This window comes from Devosia equisanguinis (assembly GCF_900631955.1).
Classification (GTDB): domain Bacteria; phylum Pseudomonadota; class Alphaproteobacteria; order Rhizobiales; family Devosiaceae; genus Devosia; species Devosia equisanguinis.
This window is the reverse complement of record NZ_UZWD01000013.1, coordinates 1-23,202: the sequence shown is the minus strand read 5'-3', so window position 1 is coordinate 23,202 and position 23,202 is coordinate 1. Positions and strand designations below refer to the sequence as shown.

Annotated in this window: 23 protein-coding genes; 10 read left to right on the top strand and 13 right to left on the bottom strand. The window is 64.1% G+C overall.

Annotation, left to right across the window (positions count from 1 at the left end):
- Positions 1 to 66: 66 nt before the first annotated feature.
- The 6 genes from DEVEQU_RS20085 to DEVEQU_RS04180 all read right to left on the bottom strand — a co-directional run bounded on the left by DEVEQU_RS20085 (position 67) and on the right by DEVEQU_RS04180 (position 7,553).
- A complete protein-coding gene (locus DEVEQU_RS20085; RefSeq protein ID WP_223214097.1) occupies positions 67 to 2,604 on the bottom strand; it encodes a methyl-accepting chemotaxis protein in 2,538 nt (845 codons plus the stop codon).
- A gap of 228 nt (positions 2,605 to 2,832) precedes the next feature.
- Positions 2,833 to 3,222, bottom strand: coding sequence for a response regulator (locus DEVEQU_RS04200; RefSeq protein WP_126149324.1), 390 nt, complete (start codon positions 3,220 to 3,222; stop codon positions 2,833 to 2,835).
- Positions 3,223 to 3,324: 102 nt separating this feature from the next.
- Complete coding sequence (locus DEVEQU_RS04195) at positions 3,325 to 4,371, bottom strand: protein-glutamate methylesterase/protein-glutamine glutaminase (RefSeq protein WP_126149323.1); 1,047 nt, start codon at positions 4,369 to 4,371, stop codon at positions 3,325 to 3,327.
- Positions 4,368 to 5,213 (bottom strand): CheR family methyltransferase, encoded by an 846-nt coding sequence (locus DEVEQU_RS04190; RefSeq protein WP_126149322.1) that lies wholly within the window; start codon positions 5,211 to 5,213, stop codon positions 4,368 to 4,370. The genes DEVEQU_RS04195 and DEVEQU_RS04190 overlap by 4 nt, the downstream gene beginning before the upstream one ends.
- Positions 5,214 to 5,254: 41 nt before the next feature.
- A complete protein-coding gene (locus tag DEVEQU_RS20165; RefSeq protein WP_126149321.1) occupies positions 5,255 to 6,832 on the bottom strand; it encodes a methyl-accepting chemotaxis protein in 1,578 nt (525 codons plus the stop codon).
- Between the two features lie 130 nt (positions 6,833 to 6,962).
- A complete protein-coding gene (locus DEVEQU_RS04180) occupies positions 6,963 to 7,553 on the bottom strand; it encodes a chemotaxis protein CheD (protein WP_126149320.1) in 591 nt (196 codons plus the stop codon).
- Positions 7,554 to 7,720: 167 nt separating this feature from the next.
- On the opposite strand from DEVEQU_RS04180, the gene DEVEQU_RS04175 reads away from it, so the two are divergent.
- Positions 7,721 to 8,074: a hypothetical protein gene (locus DEVEQU_RS04175; RefSeq protein WP_126149319.1), complete on the top strand. Its 354-nt coding sequence runs from the start codon at positions 7,721 to 7,723 to the stop codon at positions 8,072 to 8,074.
- A gap of 69 nt (positions 8,075 to 8,143) precedes the next feature.
- On the opposite strand, the gene DEVEQU_RS04170 is transcribed toward DEVEQU_RS04175, so the two are convergent.
- The gene (locus tag DEVEQU_RS04170; RefSeq protein ID WP_126149318.1) at positions 8,144 to 8,641 is read right to left on the bottom strand and encodes a GNAT family N-acetyltransferase; all 498 of its coding nucleotides are present in this window, start codon (positions 8,639 to 8,641) and stop codon (positions 8,144 to 8,146) included.
- Between the two features lie 98 nt (positions 8,642 to 8,739).
- Positions 8,740 to 9,465: a Bax inhibitor-1/YccA family protein gene (locus tag DEVEQU_RS04165; protein ID WP_126149317.1), complete on the bottom strand. Its 726-nt coding sequence runs from the start codon at positions 9,463 to 9,465 to the stop codon at positions 8,740 to 8,742.
- Between the two features lie 215 nt (positions 9,466 to 9,680).
- On the opposite strand from DEVEQU_RS04165, the gene thpR reads away from it, so the two are divergent.
- From thpR to DEVEQU_RS04140, 5 genes are all read left to right on the top strand, one after another.
- Positions 9,681 to 10,220 carry an RNA 2',3'-cyclic phosphodiesterase gene (gene thpR / locus DEVEQU_RS04160; protein ID WP_126149316.1) on the top strand — a complete coding sequence of 180 codons (540 nt, stop codon included), beginning with the start codon at positions 9,681 to 9,683 and terminating at the stop codon, positions 10,218 to 10,220.
- A 229-nt stretch (positions 10,221 to 10,449) separates the two neighbouring features.
- Entirely contained in the window at positions 10,450 to 10,971 is a 522-nt protein-coding gene (locus DEVEQU_RS04155) for an invasion associated locus B family protein (protein WP_126149315.1), read from the top strand.
- 90 nt (positions 10,972 to 11,061) lie between these two features.
- Positions 11,062 to 11,568, top strand: a complete 507-nt coding sequence (locus DEVEQU_RS04150; RefSeq protein WP_126149314.1) for an invasion associated locus B family protein — start codon at positions 11,062 to 11,064, stop codon at positions 11,566 to 11,568.
- 217 nt (positions 11,569 to 11,785) lie between these two features.
- On the top strand, positions 11,786 to 12,994 hold the full coding sequence (gene rlmN, locus DEVEQU_RS04145) for a 23S rRNA (adenine(2503)-C(2))-methyltransferase RlmN (RefSeq protein ID WP_126149313.1): 1,209 nt from the start codon (positions 11,786 to 11,788) through the stop codon (positions 12,992 to 12,994).
- Positions 12,991 to 13,392, top strand: a complete 402-nt coding sequence (locus DEVEQU_RS04140; RefSeq protein WP_164550239.1) for a bleomycin resistance protein — start codon at positions 12,991 to 12,993, stop codon at positions 13,390 to 13,392. The genes rlmN and DEVEQU_RS04140 overlap by 4 nt, the downstream gene beginning before the upstream one ends.
- 16 nt (positions 13,393 to 13,408) lie before the next feature.
- Here DEVEQU_RS04140 and DEVEQU_RS04135 read toward each other — a convergent pair whose 3' ends face one another.
- Complete coding sequence (locus DEVEQU_RS04135) at positions 13,409 to 14,188, bottom strand: FadR/GntR family transcriptional regulator (RefSeq protein WP_126149311.1); 780 nt, start codon at positions 14,186 to 14,188, stop codon at positions 13,409 to 13,411.
- Between the two features lie 133 nt (positions 14,189 to 14,321).
- On the opposite strand from DEVEQU_RS04135, the gene DEVEQU_RS04130 reads away from it, so the two are divergent.
- Positions 14,322 to 15,719, top strand: coding sequence for a M20/M25/M40 family metallo-hydrolase (locus tag DEVEQU_RS04130; RefSeq protein WP_386849563.1), 1,398 nt, complete (start codon positions 14,322 to 14,324; stop codon positions 15,717 to 15,719).
- A gap of 240 nt (positions 15,720 to 15,959) precedes the next feature.
- Here the strand turns inward: DEVEQU_RS04130 and DEVEQU_RS04125 are convergent, their stop codons facing one another.
- Positions 15,960 to 16,934 (bottom strand): zinc-binding dehydrogenase, encoded by a 975-nt coding sequence (locus tag DEVEQU_RS04125; RefSeq protein WP_126149309.1) that lies wholly within the window; start codon positions 16,932 to 16,934, stop codon positions 15,960 to 15,962.
- Positions 16,935 to 17,062: 128 nt separating this feature from the next.
- Between DEVEQU_RS04125 and DEVEQU_RS04120 the strand changes: the two genes are divergently transcribed.
- The gene (locus tag DEVEQU_RS04120) at positions 17,063 to 17,869 is read left to right on the top strand and encodes a siderophore-interacting protein (protein WP_126149308.1); all 807 of its coding nucleotides are present in this window, start codon (positions 17,063 to 17,065) and stop codon (positions 17,867 to 17,869) included.
- Positions 17,870 to 17,956: 87 nt separating this feature from the next.
- Here DEVEQU_RS04120 and DEVEQU_RS04115 read toward each other — a convergent pair whose 3' ends face one another.
- The 3 genes from DEVEQU_RS04115 to DEVEQU_RS04105 all read right to left on the bottom strand — a co-directional run bounded on the left by DEVEQU_RS04115 (position 17,957) and on the right by DEVEQU_RS04105 (position 20,358).
- Positions 17,957 to 18,451, bottom strand: a complete 495-nt coding sequence (locus DEVEQU_RS04115) for a hypothetical protein (RefSeq protein WP_206437783.1) — start codon at positions 18,449 to 18,451, stop codon at positions 17,957 to 17,959.
- Between the two features lie 90 nt (positions 18,452 to 18,541).
- Positions 18,542 to 19,426 carry a carbohydrate kinase family protein gene (locus DEVEQU_RS04110; RefSeq protein WP_126149307.1) on the bottom strand — a complete coding sequence of 295 codons (885 nt, stop codon included), beginning with the start codon at positions 19,424 to 19,426 and terminating at the stop codon, positions 18,542 to 18,544.
- Positions 19,423 to 20,358, bottom strand: coding sequence for a pseudouridine-5'-phosphate glycosidase (locus DEVEQU_RS04105; protein WP_126149306.1), 936 nt, complete (start codon positions 20,356 to 20,358; stop codon positions 19,423 to 19,425). The genes DEVEQU_RS04110 and DEVEQU_RS04105 overlap by 4 nt, the downstream gene beginning before the upstream one ends.
- 447 nt (positions 20,359 to 20,805) lie before the next feature.
- Between DEVEQU_RS04105 and DEVEQU_RS04100 the strand changes: the two genes are divergently transcribed.
- Positions 20,806 to 21,897 (top strand): polyamine ABC transporter substrate-binding protein, encoded by a 1,092-nt coding sequence (locus DEVEQU_RS04100; RefSeq protein WP_126149305.1) that lies wholly within the window; start codon positions 20,806 to 20,808, stop codon positions 21,895 to 21,897.
- Between the two features lie 58 nt (positions 21,898 to 21,955).
- Positions 21,956 to 23,107: an ABC transporter ATP-binding protein gene (locus DEVEQU_RS04095; protein ID WP_126149304.1), complete on the top strand. Its 1,152-nt coding sequence runs from the start codon at positions 21,956 to 21,958 to the stop codon at positions 23,105 to 23,107.
- Positions 23,108 to 23,202: the final 95 nt, after the last annotated feature.

Sequence of the window (23,202 nt, the reverse complement as noted above, 5' to 3'; positions counted from 1 at the left end):
ACCCCGGCCCTCCCCCTCAAGGGGGGAGGGGGCGATAGAGCCGCGTCAGCCAGAACGTGAAACGATCTAGAACTCGCCCCAATCCTTGTCGACGGCGGCATTGCCATTGCTCAGATAGGATTTGGCGACGGTTTTGAGCTTTTGTTGCAAGCCCCTGGCGCCATCGGCAAAGCGGGCGGCGACGGGCTGTTGTGGCGCACGATCCTGGGCCTGGCCCGGCCTCGACTCGGTGGTAAAGTTGTCGACGATGCGGTCGAGCTGGGTGGCCTGGGCCTCGGTCTGCTCGATCGAGGCGTTCATTTGCTCGACCAGCGCGGCGTTGTGCTGGGTCATCTCGTCCATGGTGCGGACGGCGGTGTTGACCTCGTCGATCGAGGCGGCCTGCTCGCGGCTCTGCTGGGCAATGCCGTTCATCAACTCGCTGGAGGCGCGGGCCGCCGACAGCATGGCCTCGAGCTTGGCAGCGGCCTCCGAGACGAAGCGGCTGCCGCCCCTGACCTCGTTGGCGCTCTGCTCGATCAGCGCCTTGACCTCCGACGAAGCCCCCGCCGCGCTCTGCGCCAGGCGCCGCACTTCCACCGCGACTACGGCAAAGCCCTTGCCGGCTTCGCCGGCGCGCGCCGCCTCCACCGAGGCGTTCAGCGCCAGGAGATTGGTCTGGAAGGCGATATCGTCGATCAGCCCGATAATGTTGGAAATCTTGCCCGAGGAGGTGGAAATGCGCTCCATGGCCTCGGTGGCCTTGTGCATCACGGCGCCCCCTTCCTCGGCGGTGCGGGTGACGCCGCTGGCAACGCTGCTGGCCTCGCGGGCCCGCTCGGCATTGCCGAGCACGGTGGAGGCGAGCTGCTCCATGCTGGCCGAGGTTTCCTCGATGGTCGCGGCCTGCTTGGTGGTGCGCTCGGACAGGTCATTGGCGCCCGAGAGAATTTCGCCGGTGGCGGTCTTGAGCGTGCGGGAGGTCTGCTTGAGCTGGCCGACAATATCGGTGAGCTTGTCGGCCACCGCATTGGTATCGGTCTTGAGGCGGGCAAAGGCCCCCTCATAATCGCCGGTCATGCGCTGGGTGAGATCGGTATGGGCCAGCGCGGCCAGCACGGCGCCGGTTTCGTCCAGCCCGCGATCGACATTGGCCACCAGCGCATTGACCGAGCGGGCCAGGGCGTTGAGCTCGTCATCGGGGAATTCGGCGGTGACGCGCTGGGTGAAGTCGCCTGCGATGGCGGCATCGACCACGCGGCCGAAGGCGCGCTGCAATTCCTGCATCATGGCGGCGCGTTCGGCCTGGCTGCGCACGATGCGCGCCGCTTCGGCCTCGGTCATTTCATTGACCTTGAGCCCGTTCTCGCGGAACACCTCGACCGCCCGGGCCATGGCGCCGATTTCGTCATGGCGCTGGCCGCCATCGACCCGCACCGACAGGTCGCCATCGGCCATACTGGCCATGGTATGGGTGAGGCGGCTGATCGGGCGGCTGACCGAGCGGGCGAAGAAGTAACCGGCGACGAGGGCAATGGCCAGCAGCGCCCCGCCAATGGCGAAGATCATGTTACGCATGGCCGTGACCGGCGCCGCCGCCTCATTGGCACCGATGGCCGAAACCACGGCCCATTTCGTACCGGCAAATCCGGCGGGCTGGGCAGTGAGAATCATGTCGAGGCCGCGATAATCGCTGGAGGTCCCGGCAGCCGGTTCGCCCGCCAGGGCCTGATCCACCACCGGATTGGCAAAGGGCGTCACCAGCGCGTCGTCGATCTCGGAAAAGGGCGAGTCCGAACGCATGGTCTGGTCGGCGCCGACGAGGAAGGCCTCGCCGGTTTCACCCAGCCCTTCGCGCTGGCTGGTAATGGCATTGATCGGCGCGGTGGACAGGGCGACCGCCAGCACCCCGATCAACCGATTGCGCGCATCATAGATTGGCGACGCCATGAAGCTCTGCGGGCTCTGCCCGGCGGCGGGATAGGCCGAAAAGTCCTCGAAGGCGACCTGGCCCGGTTCGGGCAGCGCCATGGCTGCAGCAAAGACCCGGCCCAGCCCGGTGGCGGCGCCAGCCCCTTCGGGACCGAAATTGGTGGCCAGATCGTCGCGTTTCTTGACCGAATAGATGAGATTGCCGGCCGCATCGAGCATCATCAGATCGGCATAACCGCGCACCTGCGCCTGCCGACGGAAGGGCGGATGGATGCGCTGGTGGATGAAGTCGTAATTGGTGCGCTTGATATCGGGATTGATATCGAGCAGCTCGCGGTTTTCCTTATCGGGATTGTTGGCGATATAGGCGGTCTGCACCGCCACCATCGGATCGACCGGCGGCTTGGCGCTGGAAAACAGCGTCCAGTTGATGCCCAGATCGCGCATCGCCACCTGGGTGGATTCGGAGGTCGAGGTGATCTGCAGGTCCTTGGACACATCCTCGAAATAGGAGGTGATCTTGGCCGATAATTGGCTCGAAACGGTCTGCAACTGGCGCTGCGACAGGTTCTCCACCGTGCTCGAGCCGACCATGTAACTGGCCATGCCGACGCCGGCACTGACCAGAAGAGCCGAGCCCAACAGGGCGAGTGGCAGTTTTTGCGCGATGCTGAAGCGCGGCATGAAGTTCATTATCAATTGTCCCCCGACCATCCTGCCGGCCCGGTCCGCTCCTACTCGGACTGTGCCGGGCGCCGACAAGGCGGCGCGCGATTTGTGCAAACGATACAGATGGGGGATTAATCACTCGTTGACGATGCCCGGCACCGCGATCACGAATGACCGAACGGGGCCAAAAACAAAACGCTCCCGCCGGGGCGGAAGCGTTGAATTGGGCTTTGTCGGTGGCTTGCGCCGCGCTTAGGTCAGCGCGCCGATAACCGCCTCGATGCGCTTCTTCATCGTCATCGCGTCGAACGGCTTGATGATGTAATTGTTGACGCCGCAGGAAATGGCTTCCTTGACCTGTTCCTTATCGGAGCGGCCTGTGGCCATGATGAAGGGCATGGTCTGCGTGCGCGGATGCTTGCGGATCACCTTGAGCAGGGTCAGCCCGTCGATATCGTCCATGTTCCAGTCGGAAATGATCAGGTCGACATTGGACTTTTCGAGCTTGCCCAAAGCATCGCGGCCGGACTTGGCCTCGATAATGTCCTTAAAACCCAGCTGGGTGAGAATGTACTTGGCAATACCGCGCATCGACTGCTGGTCGTCAACGATCAGGACGCTGACCGCGCTTGCTTTTGGCATGAACTCTATACCTTCTACACGCCGGAGACCAAAGCCTCCTACTTGCTGAGAACTTAGGCGGCAAGAGTTACAAATCTCTCAATCGCCTCGTTCACATTCTTCTCAGGCCGCCGGTCGCACCTTGTTCAGGGCATTGGCGAGCCGTCCGGCGATCTGGTCGATCGGCGCCTGTTCGACCACCGCACCCTCTTCGAAGGCGACGCGCGGCATGCCATAGACCAGGGCCGAGGCCTGGCTCTGTCCCACAGTATAGGCCCCTGCCTCGCGCATCAGCTTGAGGCCACGAGCCCCATCGCGGCCCATGCCCGTGAGGATGGCCCCCACGGCCATGGCCCCCACGGTCTTGGCCACCGAGGTGAACAACACATCGACGCTGGGGCGATGTCCGCTTTCGAGCCCATCCTGACCCAGCCGGCACTTGAGCTGGCCCGAGGAGCGCTCGACGCGCAGGTGGAAATCGCCGGGCGCCACATAGGCGTGGCCGGGCAGAAGCGGCATGCGGTCCTCGGCTTCGGCCACCTTGAGGGCACAGAGCTCGTCGAGCCGCGCCGCAAAACGTCCGGTGAAGCCCGCCGGCATGTGCTGGGCAATGACAATGGGCGGGCAATCTGCAGGCATATTGGTCAGCACGGTGCGGATGGCTTCCACCCCGCCGGTCGAGGCGCCGATGGCGATGAGGGCACCATCAGGGGCAGCGGCGGTGCGGATTGCCACTTTGGGGGCGTCAACCCGGCTGGCCTGGCCGCGCACATCCGACTTGGCGGCGGCGCGGATCTTGTCCCGCAGTCCGGCGCCGAAAGCATCGATCCCACCGGCAAATTCGGCGCTCGGCTTGGCGACGAAATCCACGGCCCCAAGTTCCAGCGCCAGCAGGGTTTCGCTGGCCCCCTTCTTGGTAAGGGTCGACACCATCACCACCGGGGTGGGGCGCAGGCGCATGAGTTTTTCGAGAAAGGCCAGCCCGTTCATATTGGGCATTTCGATATCGAGCGTCACCACATCGGGGTTGAGCTGCTTGATCTTTTCGCGCGCATCGATGGGATCGGTGGCGGTCCCCACCACATCGATATCGCCGTCGCGCGACAGCATGCGGGTGAGCACCTCGCGAATAAGCGCCGAATCGTCGACGACCAGGACCTTGATGCTCATGCTGCTGCTCGTTTGTTCAGTTTGTCACGCGACTGATAGATGGTCTTGCCGACCAGCCGGAACCCGTCCCCGCCACTGCCCAGGTTTTCCGAATGGCCGATATAGAGAAAGCCTTCGGGGGCCAGCATCTTGGCGAAACGCCCGAACACCTCGCCCTGGGTCGGCTTGTCGAAATAGATGGCGACGTTGCGGCAGAAGATGGCGTCGAACGGCCCCTTCATCGGCCACTGGCCGATGAGGTTGAGCGGCTTGAACGCCACCAGCTCCCGTACCGCAGCGGGAATGCGGGCACTGCCATCGCTTTGCCGCTCGAACAGGCGCAGACGCTCGGGGGTGAGACCGGCTAGCTCGGTATCCGGATAGACACCGCCTGCCGCCTTGGCGATGACATTGGTGTCGATATCGGTGGCCAGGATCTTGAAATCCCAGCGCTTGAGCTCGGGATGGGCCGCCAGCAGGTCCATGCCGATCGTATAGGGCTCCTGGCCGGTCGAGCAGCCCGCCGACCAGATGCGCAGGCGCGTGCCGCGCGGCTTGGACGCCACCAGCGTGCCGACATAGCTGCGCAAATGCTCGAAATGGTGGTCTTCGCGATAGAAGCGCGTGAGATTGGTGGTCAGCGCATTGACGAAATCCTGGCTGTCCTGCGCCGTGCCACCGCGTTCGAGATAATCGACATAGGCGTCGAAACCCGGCAGGCGCAGGGCCCGCACGATCTTGGACAGTCGCGAGACCACCAGGGTGCGCTTGGCATCACTGAGCGAAATGCCGGCGACGGCATAGACCCGCGCCTTGATCCGCGCGAATTCCCGCTCGCTGAGGGAGTATTCTCCCTGTTCCATGCCTTACGCCCCTATTTTCTCGCGGACAGGGGCCATCCGCGCTAGGCACTGACGCGCCGGACCGCCTTTACTGGGCGACTGGTAACGCCGGCTCCAGTCCTCTCGGACGAAACCACCTGCAAGCGCGCACGACTTTCTGTCGGCTCTTGGCCAATACTTGGCGTTTCATTCCTTAGATTGCGTAAATTCTCTTCCGCCGCGCCGATGATTTTTTGCAGGGCACGGGCTTCCTCGAGCCCGGTGCGCGTCTGGGCGCGGCCATGATTGACCAGGGCGCGGATTTCCTTTGCGGAACGGGTGGTCAGCTGGGCCAGCTGGCGCACTTCATCGGCAACCACGGCAAAGCCGGCGCCCTTTTCACCGGCGCGCGCCGCTTCCACGGCGGCATTGAGCGCCAGAAGATTGGTGCGGAACGAGACTTCCTCGATGGTGGCGGTCATCTTGTCGATATCGGCGGTGACCTTTTCGACACCGCTGACCAGCGTTTCGGTGCGTCGCGCTGACTGGTCGGCCTCGCGAACCTTGGCTTCGGCTTCGCCCCCCTGGCGCAGCGCCCGCTCAAGCCGGGTCTCGAGGCCGCTCATCCTGGCGACGCCGTCAGCCAGCGCCACCCGGCCCGATTCCGCCGTGGCCTCGAGCGCAGCCGCCCGCTCTTCGAACTGGGTGAGAAGGTCGCGCACGCTGGCCAGCTTGCTTTCGAGCGCCGCCCGCACCACTGCATCGTCATTCTGCCGCGTGCCGGAGGCGGCGATGCGGCCCAGCGCCTTTTCGGCCTGTTCGGCCAGTGGCAGCTCGGCATCGGTCAGCACCCTGGCCTGGCCCGACAATACCGCATCGAGCTGCAGCACACCGGCATCGAGCCGCTCCAGCCCCTTGTTGAGAGCGGACAGCGCCGGATTGGCCGCCACGGCCTCGGCGCCGAAGCGGAACCCGGTCGGCTGGCTGCCCAGCACGCCCACCAGCGCCTCGAAATCCAGATCGTCGATGAAATAGCCCGATGGCCTCAGCTCCAGCGCATAACGGCCGGAGGCCAAAGGCCGGCGCGTCGCCACGAGGCGATGCCCGCCCAGCAGCACCATGGCCTCTTCCGGCGCGCCGCCGCCGGCATGCAGATAGCCCTCGCCGAACAGGCGATCGAGCGTCTCGCCTTCGCGCGCCGTCGGCATCAGCCTTGTGACGCCCGCGCTCAGTGCCAGGATCACCCCGTCATCGCCCACCACCAGAGCCGGGGTATCGAGCGCGCCGAGGGCAATTCGGAAATGGTTGGCCTTGTCGAGCCGCTTGCCCAGCCGCGCGACAATGGCGTCGATAGTGTGGGGGCCATGATCGGTGTCGCCCAACCCGGCGGCCTGCGCCAGCGCCGCCAGATGGCGGCCATTGCGCCGCTCGAACAGCGCGCCAAGCCCCAGACAGGCAGAAAAGGCCATGGCAATGAGTGCACCCACCGTGGCGAACCAGCGCGCATCCACGCCCATGCCCCAGGCCATGCCGGCCGCCGTCGCCGCAGCCACCAGCCAGATCACCGCGGCAGCCAGCATCAGCCGCAGCCCCGGCGCCAGCGGGCGAGAATCAGTGGTGATGGAGGTGCGCGCAGCCATGGTGCAAGAATAGTCGCGCAATGGTTAACCAAGACTATATTACGCCAGCCGTCCCTAAGACTTGGGTAACAAAAACAGCTGCCTAGTCAGCACCATGGCGCATCGGCGCCCGCCAGCAACCGCCGGACGCCGACCAGGGCGGCAAGGCCGCCTAGAACAATTCGATATCGTCCAGCGGTGCCGGCACCACCACGCGCCGCTTGGCGATCGCCAGTTCTTCCTTGGCCACATTGGCGCCGACATCGCTGTCGAGCCGCTTGACGAAGGCCCGGCCGGAATGCGGCTTGAACAAGACGCGCCGCGCATAGGTGCCGCCCAAATCCTGGCTGGCAGCGACATAGCCTTCATCGGCAAGGAACTGGCGCACAAATTCGATATTCTTGGCCCCGACATCATCGAGCGCCGAATTGATCTTGCCGCCGCCGAAGATCTTGATCTCGAGATTGGCCTTCTTGCCCGTGCCCTGGCTCAGCACCTTGTTGATCAGCTGTTCCATGGCGAAGGCGCCATAGCGGGCCGAGGCACCGTAACGATCCTTGGCCGAGCCGGACTGCTCGGCGAGCAGAAAGTGGTTCATGCCCCCGATCTGGGCCACCCGGTCACGCACGCAGGCGGAAATGCAGGAGCCCAGGACCGTGGAGAATGTCACATCCGGGGCGCTGGAGACATGGCAGTCCCCCTGGTGGACAGTGGTCACCACGCCGCGATCGAATTCTGGCGGCAAGGAACTGTTGAAGGCCATTTCGAGACGCTTACCTTTGCGGGCCGATTGTGGGGGATCGTAGCGTCAAACTCGTTAGCCAATTGCTAACCACAACCTACGAGCAAGACCAGCGCCGCCCGATCGGCAAGGACCGGTTTAGAAATCGCGCTATAGGGTGGCCGGAACGGGGCAAGGAAGACCAATCGATGTCACTGCAGAAACTCGCGCGTGAACTGGACGAGACCGCCAGGCAGACCGCTTCCATGCTGGAAGGGATTACCGACGCGCTCGCCCTGCTCGCCGACAAGCAGATGACCACCGACCCGACCATCCGCGAAGCGGTGCAGATGATCGTCACCGCCATGCAGGGCCAGGATCGCATCGAGCAGCGCTGCAACAACATGGCCCTGGCCGTGCGCCAGTTCGCGCTACTGCCCCCGACCGCCCCCGACAGTGTCTATGACGAGATCTGGGCCAGCCTGACGCTGGATGAATTGCGCGTCCCCGCCCTTTCCGGCATCGCCGCCCATCAGGCCCATGGCGACGCCGAACTGTTCTAGGCCCGCTTCAACGACATCGCGATAACAGGGGATCGTCTCTGCCCCAACCGCCCCGCACAGACCGGGCGGCTACAGCGTTTTCTGCAGATGCACGATGTCGTGCCAGCGGTCGAACTTGTAGCCGACGGCAGAATAATAGCCGACCCGTTCGAAGCCGAACTTTTCGTGGATGGCGATGGAATTGGCGGTATCGGCGGTGATGACGGCCAGCATCTGCTTGAAACCGAAGGCCTTCGATTGCGTCAGCAATTCGGTGAGCAGCAGGCGACCCAGGCCCCTGCCGGTCTCGGCCGGGTCCAGATAGATCGAATCTTCGCAGGTGAAGCGGTAGGCGGCGCGGGGGCGATAGAAGCTGGCATATGCATAGCCCACCGCCTTGCCCGCACGTTCGGCGATAATAAGCGGATGCCCCAGCCGCTTGAGCCCGGCATATTTCTCCGCGATCGCCTCCTCTCCCGGCGCTTCGGTATCGAAGGTAATGGCGGTGTTCTCGACATAGTGTCGATAGATGGCGGTGATGGCGGGAATATCGGCCCAGGCAAAGGGGCGGAGAATGACGTCGGACATGGCATCGCGCAAAACAAAAGAACCGCAGCCTTTGTAGGCTGCGGTCCGATTTGTCGTCCAACCAAATTCCTTGATCCTGCGATCAAGGAAGCTGCTGATTACTCGCGATTGCCGAACAGGCGCAGCAGCATCATGAACAGGTTGATGAAGTCGAGGTAGAGCGAGAGGGCACCCATGATGGCGTTCTTGGCCATGACGTCAGCACCGTAATGCTCGGAATAGCTCTCCTTGATCTTCTGCGTGTCATAGGCGGTCAGGCCGGTAAAGATCAGCACGCCGATCACCGAGATGGCGAATTCCATCATCGTGGACTGCATGAAGATGTTGACGATCGAGGCAATGATGATGCCGATCAGGCCCATCATCAGGAAGTTGCCCATGCCGGTCAGGTCACGTTTTGTGGTGTAGCCATAAAGGCTCATCGCGCCGAAAGTGGCGGCGGTGATGAAGAACACCTTGGCGATGGACGCGCCGGTATAAACGAGGAAGATCGAGCTCAGCGACACGCCCATGACGGCGGCGAAGGCCCAGAACACGGCCTGTGCGGCGGGCACGGAGAGCTTGTTGATGCCAAAGCTCAGCACCAGCACGAAGGCCAGCGGGGAGAGCATCAGCACCCAGGCGAGCGGGCTGGCATAGAGCAGCTCGGCATTGGCCTGGCTCGACATGGCCCACTGGCTGGTCAGGTAGGCAACGACGCCGGTTACCACCAGGCCCAGGCCCATATAATTGTAGACACGCAGCATGTAGCTGCGCAGGCCCTCATCAATGGCCGCGGCCGAGCCGGCCCGCGCATTGAGGGTCTGACGGTCATATTCAGCCATTCTCAGGCTCCTTTCCCAATTCATAAACTTGCGGTCTTCTCACCGCCGGGGGCAATTGGCTTTTGCCACTTGGCACGGAATATGGGGACAGAACCCTTGATTGACAAGGATAAAGGGGCGGATGCGACACATAGGCTGTCCGGATAAATTGATTGTGTTAGGCTTTGGCACAGATTCGTGCCGCCCTTGCCTTTTGTCTTGCCAGGGAGAAAGCCATGCCCCGGCTCTTTACCGGCCTTGAAATTCCACACGATGTGGCCTTCGCCCTGTCGCTGAAGCGCGGCGGGCTCACCGGCGCCCGCTGGATCGACCCGGAAAACTATCACATCACCCTGCGCTTCATCGGCGATGTCGATGGCGGCGTGGCCGACGAGGTGGCTGATAGCCTCGACCGGCTGTCCAATTCGCTGCGCTTTGCCGTGCGCCTCACCCATCTGGGCAGTTTTGGCGGCGACAAGCCGCGGGCGCTGTTTGCCGGCATCGAGCCTTCCGAAGCGCTGAGCCGGTTGCAGGCGGCGCATGAGCGCATGCTGCAAAAGGCGGGCCTTGCCCCCGAGGGCCGCAAATTCGTGCCCCATGTGACCCTCGCCCGGTTGCGCGGCTCGAGCGCCGAGGATGTGGCGCGCTTTATTTCCGAGGCCGCCCGGTTCGAGCCACTGAGCTTCGTGCCGGCCCGCTTCGTGCTCTATTCGAGCCGGGATTCGGTCGGCGGAGGCCCCTATGTGGTCGAACAGAGCTATCCCCTGGCCGCGTGAGCCCCGCCCGCAAGCCATGCCTCACATCATTGTTAGGCTCTGCTTAACCTCGTCATGGCAATCCGCTGGGGCCCGGGCCCTTCATGCCGCAATGCCGCCGCGATTGGCTCGCATTTGACACGAATGCTCACTTTCGGGGGTGAGCCTTGAGACCTTGGTAACCATGTTCGCGGCACATTGGGCGGGGACAACCACGCGAACGGCAGCAAGACAGAAGGATGAATTGGCGATGACGATGAAAACCCGTGGCCTGGTAATTGGTCTCGTGGTGGCGAGTGTCATGGCTGCTGCGCCGGCCGCACAGGCACAGCAGGCGACCGAACTCGGCACTTTCAACGCCTGGACCGCCTGGCAGGCGACCGACGCCAGTGGCGTGATCTGCTACATTTCGGGCCAGCCGCAGAAATCTGAGCCGGCAGGGGCCAACCGCGACCCGATCCACTTCATGATCATTCACCGCAAGGGATTGGGCAGCAAGAACGAGGTGCAGACCCTGATCGGCTATCCGTTCAACGCCAGCAATGCCCAGGCCAGCGCCGCCATCGATGGCAAGTCCTATCCGATGGTGACCGAGGGCTCCGCAGCCTGGCTGGCATCGACCGGCGACGAGGCCGGTTTCGTCGCCGCCTTCAAGGGCGGCTCCAGCATGGTGGTGCGCGGCACCAGCCAGCGCGGCACCAATACGGTGGACACCTATTCGCTTTCGGGCGCCACTGCCGCGGTGAACGCCATCGACGCCGCCTGCAAGTAAGGGGCTTGCCCCCAAGGCCGCAAAGACCATAACTGGACGCCGGGCCGCTGCCGGCCCGCCGTCCACCCGCCGCAACGAGCCCATTTGCCCATGATCCGCTTTGCCAAGCCTCTCCTCGCCTCCGCCCTCGTGCTGGCCGTCACCGTGCCCGCCATGGCACAATCGGCGCGGGTGCTCGGCGATTTCCGCGACTGGTCGAGCTATGCGGCCGACGATGGCTCGGGCACCATGTGCTTTGCCATGACCAAGCCCAAGACCACCCAGCCGACCCCCGATGGCTATGGCGAGGCCTATCTGTACATCACCAATCGCCCCGGCGAGGACGTGAGCGGCGAATTCAACGTGGTGGCCGGCTATACCTTCCAGACCGGCTCCATGGCCACGGTCAGCATTGGCGGGCAGAACTTCGCCCTCTTTACCCAGGGTGATGCCGCCTGGCTCGACGACAATGCCCAGGCCGCCAATCTGGCCGCCGCCATCCGCGCCGGCTCCACCCTCACCATCACCGGTACCTCCGCCACCGGCACCCAGGTGGTACAGTCCTATTCGCTCTCCGGCGCCACCGCCGCCCAGCAGGCCATCAGCGCCGAGTGCTGAGACCAAACGCTCTTCTACATCGTCGTCATTGCCCGGCTTGACCGGGCAATCCAGCGCGCCACAGCCTGGACCACCCGGTCAAGCCGGGTGGTGACGGTTAGGAGATGTTGCTAGGCGCCTATCGCACGGCCGCTTCCCGCGTACGTGACTTTGCGCTCCTTGCGACGATATGCTATTGGCCGCCCACTTCCCGCATTTTCGAGACCCCGTGCGCCCCATGAGCATTGCGCTGAACCTTGATCATTCCAGTGCCGTCCGCCCCGCTTCGGCGAGCCGGCCGTCGCTGATCGGCCTCAGCAAGGCGGGCCTCGCCGAGACGCTGGTCAACCACGACGTGGTCAGCGAACGGGAAGGCCGTATGCGCGCCAGCCAGTTGTGGAACTGGCTCTATGTCAACGGCGTCACCGATTTCGATCGCATGACCAATGTGGCCAAGCCGGTGCGGCAGAAGCTGGCCGACACCTTCAATCTCGATCGCCCGGAAATCGTCTCCGAGCAGGTGTCGATGGACGGCACCCGCAAATGGCTGTTCCGCTTCCGCGACCCGCAGAACCCGAACTTCCCGCCGGTCGAGGTCGAGACCGTCTATATTCCCGAAAGCGATCGCGGCACGCTTTGCGTCTCTTCGCAGGTGGGCTGCACGCTGACCTGCTCGTTCTGCCATACCGGCACCCAGAAGCTGGTGCGCAATCTCACCGCTGGCGAAATCCTGGGGCAGATCCTGATGGCGCGCGAGCGCCTGGGCGATTTCCCCGGCGGTTCGCGTCCCGATGACGGCGGCCTTGTGCCCGGCGGGGAAACCCGCGCCATCACCAATATCGTGATGATGGGCATGGGCGAGCCGCTCTACAATTACGACAATGTCAAACAGGCCCTGCTCATCGCATCAGCGGGCGACGGCATGTCCATTTCCAAGCGCCGCATCACGCTCTCGACCTCCGGCGTCGTGCCCTATATCGAGCCGACCGGCCGCGAGATCGACGTGATGCTGGCCATTTCGCTGCATGCCGTGCGCGACGACCTGCGCGACGTCCTCGTGCCGATCAACAAGAAATGGCCGCTCAAGGAGCTGCTGGAAGCCTGCAAGAACTATCCCGGCCTGTCGAACGCCCGCCGCATCACCTTCGAATATGTGATGCTCGACGGCATCAATGACAGCGACGCGGAAGCGCGCGAACTGGTGCGCCTGCTGGCCGGCATTCCCGCCAAGATCAACCTCATCCCGTTCAATCCCTGGCCGGGTTCGAACTATGGCACCTCGCCCAGCTCGCGCATCGAGCGCTTCGCCGATATCGTCAACAAGGCCGGCTATGCCAGCCCCGTGCGCACGCCGCGCGGTCGCGACATCTTTGCCGCCTGCGGGCAGCTCAAGAGTGAAAGCGAGCGGCTGAGCAAGAAGGACCGCGAGGCACTGGCCGGGGTCTGATGCCGGCGCTGGTCCCCGAGCTTACCGTTACCGATATCGAGGCCAGCCTGCGCTTCTATCGCGACGTGCTGGGATTCACCGTCCGCTATGAGCGCCCCGAGGAAGGCTTTGCCTATATCTTCATGGGCACGGCCGATTTGATGCTCGATCAATTGGGCACGGGCCGCGACTGGATCACCGGGCCACTATCCGCCCCGTTCGGGCGCGGCATCAATATCCAGATCGAGGTCAGGCGCATCGAGACCATCAGGCGGCGGCTCGAGGAGGCCAATGTCGCCCTGTTCCAGCCGATGGAAACCCGCTTCTACAAGACCGGGCTCGGCGAGGTGATCCAGCGCCAGCTCTGCGTCCAGGACCCCGACGGCTATCTCCTGCGCTTTTTCGAGCGCTTGGCCTGAGCGTTATCCGCCCGGCTCAGACGTCGGGCAGGCGCGTCGCCTCCATGCGCCCCGACGCCCGGGCAAAGCCCTGCGCAATGGCATCGCGCATGGCCTCGCGGGCCGCAGCCGCATTGCGGTCGCGAATGGCTTCGGCGATGCGGCGATGGGTATTGACCGTATAGTCCAGCGCCGCCGGATCACTGACCGGCGAGGAAATGGTGAAGGACGCCGTGAGCGCCATCTCGACCAGAGCGCTGATCGAGGCCATGAAGGGATTGCCCGAAGCCTCGGCCACGGTGCGGTGGAACTCGAGATCGTAGCGGGCGAAATCGGCAGGGGTTTCCGCCTCGGCCATGCGGTCGACCCATTCGATCAGGCTCGCCGCCTGTTCGGGGCTGCAGCGTTCGGCGGCCAGCGCCGCCCCCTCGATTTCGATGCCGATACGCACTTCGGCCAGGCTGCGCAGGAAGCCGATCTCCGGACCGAGCTCGAAATGCCAGGCCAGCACGTCGGCATCGAACAGGTTCCAGCGCTGGCGCGGCAGCACCCGGGTGCCGATGCGCGCCCGTGCCTCGATCATGCCCTTGGCGGCAAGCGTCTTCAGCGCCTCGCGCAGCACGGTGCGCGACACTCCGAACCGGTCGAGCAATTCGGTATCGGGCGGCAGGATCGAGCCTTCCGCATAAGTGCCCGAAACGATGGCGAAGCCGAGATCCCAGAGCACGTCCGAATGCAGGTTGCGCGCAGCATTGCGGCCCGAAAGCGCGGCCATGAGGTCGCCCGAGTGGCGCGTTCGTCCTGTCGATCTGTCCATGCGAGCGCCTCCGGCAATGCGGGCGGACCTAAGCACAGCCGGATTAGTATGACAATAAGGCCAATGCGCGCGGGGTGGACAGGCGGTCATGCCTTGGGCCAATCTGCGGCCTTCTTACCGACCAGCCAAGGACTTGACCATGACCACCCCCGCCGCTCTCGATGCCGTTCTCGCCCAGGTCGATGCCGGGCTGGACGATAGCCTGGCGCGGCTGTTCACGCTATTGCGCATCAAGTCCATTTCCACCGACCCGGCCTATGCCGCCGAATGCCAGCAGGCCGCCGACTGGATCGCCAATGAGCTCAATGGGCTGGGTTTCGAGGCCGCCGCGCGCCCGACTCCCGGCCATCCGGTGGTCGTCGCCCATGGTCCCGAGCAGGCGGGTCCGCATGTGCTGTTCTATGCCCATTACGACGTGCAGCCGGTCGACCCGCTCAATCTCTGGCACACCAACCCGTTCGAGCCGCAGATCGTCGAGAAGGACGGCCGCAAGATCATCGTGGCGCGCGGCGCTTCGGACGACAAGGGGCAGATGCTGACCTTCATCGAGGCCTGCCGCGCCTGGAAACAGGCGACAGGTTCGCTGCCGGTAAGGGTGTCGCTCATGCTCGAAGGCGAGGAAGAAAGCGGCGGCAAGAACCTGCCGCCCTTCATGAAGGCCAATGCCGAAGAGCTGAAAGCCGATATTGCTTTGGTCTGCGACACCGATATGTGGGATCGTCAGACCCCCTCGATCACCACCATGCTGCGTGGGCTCGTCGCCGATGAGGTCGAGATCATCGCCGCCGACAAGGACCTGCATTCGGGCATGTTCGGCAATGCGGCGCGCAATCCCAACCAGCTGCTGGCCGAGATCATTGCCAGCCTGCGCGCCCCAGATGGATCGGTGACCCTGCCCGGCTTTTATGACGACGTCGCCGAAATCTCCCCGGAGCTCAAGGCGCAATGGGCGGGCCTGGGCTTCGACGAAAAGGCATTTCTGGGCAATGTCGATCTGTCGGTGCCCGCCGGCGAGCAAAGCCGCAGCGTCCTAGAAATGCTCTGGGCCCGCCCGACCTGCGAGATCAACGGCATGATTGGCGGCTATACCGGCGACGGCTTCAAGACCGTCATTCCCGCCCGCGCCAGCGCCAAGATTTCCTTCCGCCTGGTCTCGGGCATGGACCCGCACAAGATCCGCGCCGCCTTCCGCGCCCATGTCGAAGCCATGCTGCCGGCCGACGTCACCGCCAAGTTCACCCCACATGGCGCCTCACCCGCCATTACCGTGCCGGCCGATGGTGAATTCCTGCGCCAGGCGCTGTCGGGTCTGTCGGACGAATGGGGCAAGCAGGCCGTGATCACCGGCTCGGGCGGATCAATCCCCGTGGTCGGCGAATTCAAGTCGATCCTCGGCCTCGACACCCTGCTGATCGGCTTCGCCCAGGTGGACGACCAGATCCACTCGCCCAACGAGAAATACGACCTCGAAAGCTTCCACCGCGGCATCCGCAGCTGGGTCCGCGTACTGGCCGCCATGGCAGCGCACTAACCGCCCTCAGGCTTCTGGCCTTTCATCCCCACCCCAGCCCTCCCCAAGGGCGAATGTTCACCCTGGGCGTTTTGATAACTGGGCACTTGAGCCTCCCCTCCCCGCAATGGGAGGGGAGGTTGAAGCCGCATCAAGCATGATGTGCAACGCGCTCATTGGCACCGGGCTCTCAGCCCCGCGCCAACCCTACCCGCAAAGGGTCAGCCGGGTGGGACTGCGCATCAGGCTCGAAGGCAGCCTTCAAAACGAACCGCGAATGGCGATTTTGCCCTTTCGGCCGGGTTCGCCGCTGGCGCGGGCGGCTTCGGCCACCTGGTCGATGCCATAGGCGGCCTCGATCGGCAGCTTCAGCTTGCCACTGGCGGCGTCGGCGACCAGCTCGCCCAGCAACTGGCCGATGCGTTCGGGCTTGAGCGGCGGCTTGGCGCCCCAGAAGCCCCTGACCGTAATGCCGCGGAACAACAGCTCGCCGGCGGCGATCTTGAGCGGCCGCCCGGTCATGGCGCCGAAGCTCACCAATTGCGCCCCGTCGGCAGCCAGACTCAGCACCTGGCCGGCACCGTCACCACCCAGCGATTCGATGGCGCGGATAATTGGAGCGCCGCCGGTCAGGGCGCGGGCGCGGTCCTGCCAGCCGTCCTCGTCCGTCGCTACGACATTGCCGATCCCCAGCGCCTTGAGTTCGTCCACGGCGGCTTGGCGGCGCACCAGGCCCAGCACCTTGATGCCCTTTTCGGCACCATAATGGGCCACCATCTTGCCCACCGCGCCATTGGCGGCATTCTGCACGATCCAGTCACCCGGCGAGAGCTCCAGCGTCTCCAGCAGCATCTTGGCCGAGAGCGGCATGGAAACCAGCTGGCAGGCGGTCTCATCGTCGACACTATCGGGCACCGGCACCAGTCGCGCCGCGCTGGCCAGATAAAATTCGGCCCAACTGGCTTCGGCCCCGCCGGCCACGCGCTGTCCAATCCTGAGATGGGTGACGCCTTCGCCGACCGCCTCGACCACGCCCACCGCCTCGGTGCCAGGCACGGCCGGCAGGCTGGGTTTGAAGCCATACTGGCCGGCAATGGTCATCAGGTCATGGTTGTGAATGGGCGAGAGCACCATTTTTACCAGCACCTGGCCGGGCCCGGGCTGCGGAACCTCCGCTTGCTGGGATTGCAGGACCCGTTCGGGCGTGCCGAATTCGAAATACACCGCGCGCTTCATGGCCGGCTCCTTCTTTTGCTTGGATGCCAGACATAGGCCGCTTGCCGTTAACGTCAACCCCGGCTTGCCATCGGCAGATGCATGGCTTATTTGCTGAGTATAGAACTCATAATTTAAAAGAGCACCGCATGAGCGAGCTTACCGATCCCCGCGCGCCCCGTCGCGTCCGCCACGGCACCCGCATGCGGCTTCTGACCGTCGAGAAGGTCACCGACATCACCCCGCTGATGCGGCGTATTCGCCTTTCGGGCGACATGGCGGGCTTTGCCTCTCCCGGCTTTGCCGATCACATCAAGGCCTTCTTCTTCCCCGAGGGCGTCACCCCGCTCCTGCCGCCGATCGGGCCGAATGGCGCCGAATTTCCGCCCGGCACCCGTCCGCAGATGCGGGATTATACGCCCCGCTACTGGAGCGTCGCCGAGGGCTGGATCGAACTCGATTTCGTGCTGCATGGCGATGGCCCCGCCTCGGGCTGGGCTGCCGCCGCCGCGCCAGGCAAGACGCTTGTCATCGGCGGTCCGCGCGGCTCGGTGGTCGTGCCCATGACCTTCGACTGGCATCTGCTGGTCGGCGACGAAACCGCCCTCCCCGCCATCGGCCGGCGCATCGAGGAACTGCCCGAGGGCGCTAAGGTCGTCGCCATTATTGAGGTGGACAATCCCGCCGAGGAGCAGGGCTTTGCCACCAAGGCCGATCTCGACCTCACCTATCTGCATCGCAAAGGCGCACCGGCGGGGACCACCAGTCTCCTGCTCGACGCCGTCACCGCTTCGGCTTTTCCGCCAGGCACGGCCTATGCCTATATCGCGGGCGAAAGCCGCATGAGCAAGGCGGTACGTGCCCATCTCACCGAGAGCCGCGGTTTCGTCTCCGACTATGTTAAGGCCGCCGGCTATTGGCTGCTCGGCGTCGCCGACGCGCATGAGGAGCACTGACCGTTTCGGGGCACCGGGCCCATGACAAAACACCCCCGGGCAAGCCCGAGGGTGTCGTGTTCACGCATGGCTCGGCTTTGTGCCGCTCTATGACTTGGTCTTGACCTTGGTGGCGGAGGCGTCTTTGGCCTCGGCTTCGATCCGGTCCATCAGCGCGCGCCACTCTTCATAGGCCTTGGCCTGGTCGGGCAGCGGCTCGCGAGCCCCGCCATGACCGACCAGTTCGGTCAACACCTTTTCGACATCGGGGCCGAATTCGTCGCAGGTCCCCGGCTGGTCGACGGCGTCGAAGGCCGGCTTGTAATAGCCGTCGTCATAGGCGTCGACGCTTAGCTTGAGCTGACCATAGGCCAGAAGATCGGCCGAGTCGGTCAAAAGCGACCAGTCTTCCTCGGTGATCTCGTATCCAGCGCAATTTGACGACACCACATTGGCCATGACCACGCGGGTGAGGAATTGCTCGGCCTCGACGCCGCTATAGGATGAGAGATCGGGCAGTTGCACGAATATCTTGCCATCGGCATGGGCCGCGGTGCAGCCCAGGGTCAGGGCCGCCAGGCCCGCCAGTAGAATTGTCTTCATGTTTTCATGTCCTCCAATGCCCCACGGCAGAGACCTGCCAGCAAATTATGGAAAAACCGCGACAGGGCGACACGAGCGGAAAAGGACGGCCTATTGCGGCTGGCCCCCCACGAACTGCACCGCCCGCGCACCATTGGCGATGCCCTGATCGAGGCAGGTTTCGACGCTCTCGCCCTTGAGCAGGGCGGCGAGGAAACCGGCTGCAAAGGCGTCGCCCGCCCCGGTGCTGTCCACCATGCGCACCAGCGGCGCGGCCCGGCTCAACACCACACCGGTCCTGTCGCCGACCACCGCACCGAAGCGGCCGCGCTTGATCACCACATGGCCAAATTGCTGGCCCAGCGCCTGCACATGGCCCTCGAAATCGGCGGCGCCGGTCAGGGTTTCGGCCTCGCTCTCATTGGCGAAGATCCAGTCCGCCGGGCCCACCCAGTCGAGAAACTGGGTCGGCCCCACCTCGTGCAGGAACCCCACCGAGGCCGGATCGATGGCCACCGCCAGCCCGCGCGCCCGCGCCCGCTCCAGCAGATTGCGCACCGCCTTGCGCGGACCGGGCGCGAAAAAGCTGTAGCCCGAGACCAGCACCATGGCCGCGCCCTCGAGCAGGCTATCGGGCAGGTCGTCGATCCCCAGATTGAGATTGGCGCCACGATCGGTGAGGAAGCTGCGCTCCCCATCCGCATCGATGATGGTCACCAGCATGCCCGACTGCATATCCTTGTCGCCGGCCAGCACCGAGGCCACGCCGCGCTCGCGGAAATGGGTCTCGTAGCCGGCACGATCGGCAGACCCGACGCGGGCGGCGAAGCTGACATCGGCGCCCGCCGAGGCCAGCCATACCGCCTGGTTGGCGCCCGAGCCCCCCGGCCGGCTGCGGATGGACGAGCGCCGGTCGGACCCCACCACGATGGGACCCTCCGGCACGACGATGATATCGGTCATCACATCGCCGACGACGACGATCCGGCCGCTCATGCGCCGCGCTTGGCCTGGCGCGCGGCAAGCGCCACGGCGATCTCGGCCGCCACCTGCGCATTGTTTTCCACCAGCGCGATATTGGCGGCCAGCGACTTGCCCTCGGTCAATTCGAAGATGCGCTTGAGCAGATACGGCGTCGTATCCTTGCGGCTGATGCCCTGCTTGCCCGCATCGGCAATGGCCTCGACGATGCGCGCCTCGATCCCTGCCGGATCGAGTTCGGCGCTTTCCGGGATCGGATTGGCGACCAGAATGCCGCCCATGCCCAGATCGGCCTGGATGGCGATGATGCGGGCGATGTCGTCGGCACTCTCCACCCGATGGTCGACCTTCTGGCCGCTCTTGCGGGCCCAGAAGGCGGGGAAATCTTCGGTCTGGTAGCCCAGCACCGGCACGCCATTGGTCTCGAGCACTTCGAGCGTCTTGGCAATGTCGAGGATCGACTTGGCGCCGGCGCAGACCACGGTGACCGGGGTCTTGCCCAGCTCCTCGAGATCGGCGGAGATGTCGAAGGTTTCCTCGGCGCCGCGATGCACGCCGCCGATACCGCCGGTGGCGAACACCTTGATGCCGGCAAGCGCGGCGATCTGCATGGTGGTGGCGACGGTGGTGCCGGCGATCTCGCCGCTGGCCAGGAGCGCCGCCATGTCACGGCGGCTGGCCTTGGCCGCCTTGCCGCCGGTCTGGGCCAGGCGTTCGAGTTCATCGCCGGAAACGCCGACGCAGAGGCGTCCATCCATGATGGCGATGGTTGCCGGCACGGCGCCGGCCTTGCGGATCACCGCCTCGACATTGCGCGCCATTTCCAGGTTCTGCGGATAGGGCATGCCATGGGTCACGATGGTGGATTCGAGCGCCACCACCGGCTTGTTGGCGGCCAGCGCCGCCTTGACTTCATTGGAGACCGAAAGATAGGCCTTGCCGCTCATGGGGAAACACTCCGAAACTGCGCGCCGTCCCGATGCTGGAGGGCGCCTTGCTGGGAGCGCTTTTGCGCCTCTGTTGCCAGAGGGTCAAGTGCCACAAAAACTTGCTCAGACCCGCCTTGTCCACCCCCGCTTTTGGCAGTAATTTCGCTGCTACTCGAGCAGGGGAAAGGGCACTTCGCTGACCAGATATTGTGCTGATGGCGCGCCATGCGCGCCTCGACATGAGCGCGCCTGCGGGCCCATTGCAGCGAAGACCCCGTGCGCCGCCCGGCGCCGCACCGACAACTGTGCCGTTTTGTCCCATTTTGTTCTTCCGGGTTCTCAAAGATGAGCCCCCGGGGCTGAGCCGCGGCTCTTTCCGCGGAAGCGCCCATGCGCGTCGAACCGGCGGTCCCCTTTATGGACGCCAAACGCCTCCACCACGGTCCCGACAGGAGACTTACGAGAATGAAAAAGTCGCTCGCCATTGCCCTTGGCGCACTTCTGGTCGCCAGCCCCGTCCTGGCGCAGGAAGAAGCCGTCCTCAATGTCTACAACTGGTCCGACTATATTGCCGAGGACACCATCGCCAATTTCGAGGCGGCGACCGGCATCAAGGTCAATTACGACGTCTATGACAATAACGAGATCGTCGACGCCAAGCTGCTGGCCGGCAATTCCGGCTATGACATCGTGGTGCCCTCGGGCAATTTCCTCGAGCGCCAGATCAAGGCCGGCCTGATCCTGCCGCTCGACAAGTCCAAGCTGACCAATCTCTCCAATCTCGATCCCGCGGTCATGGCCACCGCCGCCGAGCAGGATCCGGACAATGCCCATGCCGTGCCCTATATGATCAACACCATCGGGCTGGGCTATAATGTGGCCAAGGTCGAGGCGGCCCTGGGTGCCGATGCCCCGATCGACAGCTGGGACTTGCTGTTTAAGCCCGAAGTGGTGGAAAAGCTCGCCTCCTGCGGCGTGACCGTGCTCGACAGCCCGTCTGAAGTCATGGGCATCGCCCTGCACTATCTCGGCCTCGATCCCAATTCGGAAAATGCCGACGATCTGGCCAAGGCCGAGGCGCTGATGACCTCGATCAAGCCCTATATCCGCTACTTCCACTCCTCCCAGTATATCGACGATCTGGGCAATGGCGAAGTCTGCCTGTCGCTGGGCTATTCGGGCGACGTGTTCATCGCCTCCGACGCTGCCGCCCAGGCCAATCAGGGTGTGGACGTCGCCTATCTGATCCCCAAGGAAGGTGCCGCGACGCTGTTCGACTTCCTGGCCATTCCCGCCGATGCGCCGCATCCGGACAATGCCCACAAGTTCATCAACTACATTCTCGAGCCGCAGGTCGTGGCCGACATCACCAACTATGTCTACTACGCCAACCCCAACCTGCCAGCGCTGGAATTCGTGGATGAAGAGGTCAAGTCCAATCCGGGCATCTATCCGCCCGCCGAGACCATCGCCAAGGCCTTCGTCATGAAGGCGCATTCGCCCGATTTCGAAGAGACCTTGACCCGCACCTGGACCCGCATCAAAACGGGCCAGTAATGTTCGATCCAAGGGGCGGTTTCGACCGCCCCTTCACTCTTTTCCGGTAGTCCGCCAAATGGCCAAAAAGCCCCAGCTCGCAATCGATACGCGTCCATGGCGTGATACCGCCAACAACAAGCCCTTCGTGCGCATCAAGAACGTCACCAAGAAATTCGGTGACGTCTCGGCCGTGCACGAGGTTTCGCTCGACATCTACCGCTCCGAATTGTTCTGCCTGCTCGGCGGTTCCGGATCGGGCAAGTCGACCTTGCTGCGCATGCTGGCCGGTTTCGAACAGCCCACCTCCGGCACGATCGAGATCGACGGCCAGGACATGACCGAAGTGCCGCCCTATAACCGGCCGGTCAATATGATGTTCCAGTCCTATGCGCTGTTCCCGCATATGACCGTCGAGCAGAACATTGCCTATGGCCTCAAGCGCGACGGCCTGCCCAAGGACGAGATATCGGCCCGCGTCGCCGAGCTTTTGGCCCTGGTCAAGCTGCAGGACTATGGCCGGCGCAAGCCGCACCAGCTTTCGGGTGGCCAGCGCCAGCGCGTGGCGCTCGCCCGCGCCCTCGCCAAGCGTCCCAAACTCCTCCTTCTCGATGAGCCGCTGGGCGCGCTCGACAAAAAACTGCGCGAGGAAACCCAGTTCGAGCTGGTCAAGATCCAGGAGAGCCTCGGCGTCACCTTCATCGTCGTCACCCACGACCAGGAAGAGGCGATGACGCTGGCCACCCGCATCGGGGTGATGAACCAGGGCGAGATCGCCATGATCGGCGAGCCCACCGATATCTACGAATTCCCAAATTCGCGCTTCGTCGCCAATTTCATCGGCTCGGCCAATATGGTCGAGGGCATCGTCACCGAGGATGAGCCCGACCATGTGCGCATTCGCTCGGCCGAGCTGGGTTGCGACATCTATGTCGGCCACGGCGTCGATTGCGCCCCCGACCAGTTGCTGTGGTGGGCCATCCGCCCCGAAAAGATGTGGCTGAGCCGCGAGCGGCCCGAAGACCCCTTCAATGCCAACATCACCACCGGCCTAGTCGAGGAAATCGCCTATCTCGGCGATATCTCGGTCTATCAGGTGGCCCTGGACAGCGGCAAACGCATCCGCGTCAGCCAGACCAATTCCGTCCGCGGCAATCCCGACGCCATCACCTGGGACGAAAAGGTCTACGTCACCTGGAACGACAATGCCGGTTCGGTGCTGACGGTATGATGAGCAAACACGACAAGGTCGGCCCCTGCGCCTCCCTCCCCCTTGAGGGGAGGGACCGAGGGAGGGGGTCCATCAGTCGAAACGCAGACATACCC

What these genes read in the sequence shown, in the direction of transcription:
- DEVEQU_RS04170 (WP_126149318.1), bottom strand. Translation starts at nt 8,641, where the DNA reads ATGTCCGACGTCATTCTCCGCCCCTTTGCCTGGGCCGATATTCCCGCC.
- DEVEQU_RS04115 (WP_206437783.1), bottom strand. Translation starts at nt 18,451, where the DNA reads ATGAAGACAATTCTACTGGCGGGCCTGGCGGCCCTGACCCTGGGCTGC.
- DEVEQU_RS04150 (WP_126149314.1), top strand. Translation starts at nt 11,062, where the DNA reads ATGATCCGCTTTGCCAAGCCTCTCCTCGCCTCCGCCCTCGTGCTGGCC.
- DEVEQU_RS04100 (WP_126149305.1), top strand. Translation starts at nt 20,806, where the DNA reads ATGAAAAAGTCGCTCGCCATTGCCCTTGGCGCACTTCTGGTCGCCAGC.
- DEVEQU_RS04105 (WP_126149306.1), bottom strand. Translation starts at nt 20,358, where the DNA reads ATGAGCGGCAAGGCCTATCTTTCGGTCTCCAATGAAGTCAAGGCGGCG.
- DEVEQU_RS04165 (WP_126149317.1), bottom strand. Translation starts at nt 9,465, where the DNA reads ATGGCTGAATATGACCGTCAGACCCTCAATGCGCGGGCCGGCTCGGCC.
- DEVEQU_RS20085 (WP_223214097.1), bottom strand. Translation starts at nt 2,604, where the DNA reads ATGAACTTCATGCCGCGCTTCAGCATCGCGCAAAAACTGCCACTCGCC.
- DEVEQU_RS04135 (WP_126149311.1), bottom strand. Translation starts at nt 14,188, where the DNA reads ATGGACAGATCGACAGGACGAACGCGCCACTCGGGCGACCTCATGGCC.
- DEVEQU_RS04125 (WP_126149309.1), bottom strand. Translation starts at nt 16,934, where the DNA reads ATGAAGCGCGCGGTGTATTTCGAATTCGGCACGCCCGAACGGGTCCTG.
- rlmN (WP_126149313.1), top strand. Translation starts at nt 11,786, where the DNA reads ATGAGCATTGCGCTGAACCTTGATCATTCCAGTGCCGTCCGCCCCGCT.
- DEVEQU_RS04200 (WP_126149324.1), bottom strand. Translation starts at nt 3,222, where the DNA reads ATGCCAAAAGCAAGCGCGGTCAGCGTCCTGATCGTTGACGACCAGCAG.
- DEVEQU_RS04095 (WP_126149304.1), top strand. Translation starts at nt 21,956, where the DNA reads ATGGCCAAAAAGCCCCAGCTCGCAATCGATACGCGTCCATGGCGTGAT.
- DEVEQU_RS04180 (WP_126149320.1), bottom strand. Translation starts at nt 7,553, where the DNA reads ATGGCCTTCAACAGTTCCTTGCCGCCAGAATTCGATCGCGGCGTGGTG.
- DEVEQU_RS04155 (WP_126149315.1), top strand. Translation starts at nt 10,450, where the DNA reads ATGACGATGAAAACCCGTGGCCTGGTAATTGGTCTCGTGGTGGCGAGT.
- thpR (WP_126149316.1), top strand. Translation starts at nt 9,681, where the DNA reads ATGCCCCGGCTCTTTACCGGCCTTGAAATTCCACACGATGTGGCCTTC.
- DEVEQU_RS04120 (WP_126149308.1), top strand. Translation starts at nt 17,063, where the DNA reads ATGAGCGAGCTTACCGATCCCCGCGCGCCCCGTCGCGTCCGCCACGGC.
- DEVEQU_RS04190 (WP_126149322.1), bottom strand. Translation starts at nt 5,213, where the DNA reads ATGGAACAGGGAGAATACTCCCTCAGCGAGCGGGAATTCGCGCGGATC.
- DEVEQU_RS04195 (WP_126149323.1), bottom strand. Translation starts at nt 4,371, where the DNA reads ATGAGCATCAAGGTCCTGGTCGTCGACGATTCGGCGCTTATTCGCGAG.
- DEVEQU_RS04110 (WP_126149307.1), bottom strand. Translation starts at nt 19,426, where the DNA reads ATGAGCGGCCGGATCGTCGTCGTCGGCGATGTGATGACCGATATCATC.
- DEVEQU_RS04175 (WP_126149319.1), top strand. Translation starts at nt 7,721, where the DNA reads ATGTCACTGCAGAAACTCGCGCGTGAACTGGACGAGACCGCCAGGCAG.